We start from the raw sequence: 1,189 nt of genomic DNA, 5'->3' as shown, positions 1-1,189 counted from the left end.
TGGTTCCATCTGCGCAGCCTGGGACGGCACGAGCAGTTCGGGAAGCCGGAGCCGGATTAATTCGGTTGCGCGGACCGGGACCGCGTGTGAAAGTGGGACAGACTTCGAGGTGAATGAGGAGGTGGAGTTCGTGGTGAACGTCGCGCGGATTGTCGTGTCCGGATCGGCTGCGCAGGCCGGCGGACCGAACTCCATCTCGTACTCAACCCGCTGAGCCCCCGTCGTGGGCTCGGCGCCCCCACGGAGGTTCTCTCATCATGGTCGATTACGACCTGCTGATTCCCTATGGCTGGACCGACAGCGTCCGGCTCGACTACGCCGCGCTCCTCGAAACCGAGTGCGTACCCGCACGGGTGATCCGGATGGATCGCGGCGAATGCGACGTCGCCACACCCACCGGACTGCGCCGGGCGATCTGCCCGCGTTCGGACTCCGAGGTCAGCGGCCTGTGCACCGGTGACTGGGTGCTCATCGACGCGGCGATGATGGTGCGACGGCTGCTGCCACGGCGCTCGGCGATCGTGCGCACCACGGCGTCACGGGATTCGCGCGCTCAGGTGCTCGCCGCCAACGTCGACACGGTGCTGATCTGCACCGCCGCCGACGGTGACGTCGACCTGGGCCGGATCGAGCGCATGCTCGCGCTGGCCTGGGAGTCGCAGGCGCAGCCCGTCGTGGTGCTCACCAAAGCCGATGCGGCCGAATACCTTCCGCTCGACGAGGTGCGGGCCGTCGCGCCGGGCGCCACCGTCGTCGCGGTCAGCGCCACCAGCGAATACGGGCTCGATGTGCTGACCGCCGTGCTCGACGGCACGGTCGCGCTGATCGGGCCGTCCGGTGCGGGCAAGTCCACCCTCGCCAACGCCCTGCTCGGCGCGGATGTGTTCGCCACCAACGACGTTCGCGCCGTCGACAAGAAGGGCAAGCACACCACGGTGCACCGTGAACTGCGTCCACTGCCCGGTGGTGGCACGCTGATCGACACCCCCGGCCTGCGTGGTGTCGGTCTCTGGGAGGCGTCCGAGGGTCTCGAACGCACCTTCAGCGATATCGAAGCGCTGGCCGCCGACTGCCGGTTCAGCGACTGCGCGCACGACGCCGAACCCGGCTGTGCGGTGCGGGCGGCCATCGACAGCGGTGCGATCACCGAGCGGCGCTTGGACAGCTACCGAAAGCTCGCCCGGGAAAA

The 1,189-nt window shown here is 68.5% G+C and carries 2 protein-coding genes; one reads left to right on the top strand and one right to left on the bottom strand.

All coding sequences use genetic code 11. The features are described 5' to 3' along the window. Nucleotides 1–195: hypothetical protein (locus tag RJ05_RS31840; protein WP_217998990.1), on the bottom strand; the 195-nt coding region annotated here is incomplete at its 3' end. Between the two features lie 62 nt (nucleotides 196–257). Here RJ05_RS31840 and rsgA point away from each other — a divergent pair. Next, nucleotides 258–1,189, top strand: a 932-nt coding sequence (gene rsgA / locus RJ05_RS01000) for a ribosome small subunit-dependent GTPase A (RefSeq protein WP_036531889.1), incomplete at its 3' end; no start/stop codon positions are given.

The sequence above is a fragment of the Nocardia cyriacigeorgica NBRC 100375 genome (genome assembly GCF_000308555.1).
GTDB lineage: Bacteria > Actinomycetota > Actinomycetes > Mycobacteriales > Mycobacteriaceae > Nocardia > Nocardia cyriacigeorgica.
Note: the sequence above shows the minus strand (reverse complement) of the source record. Positions and strands in the feature narration are given on the sequence as shown.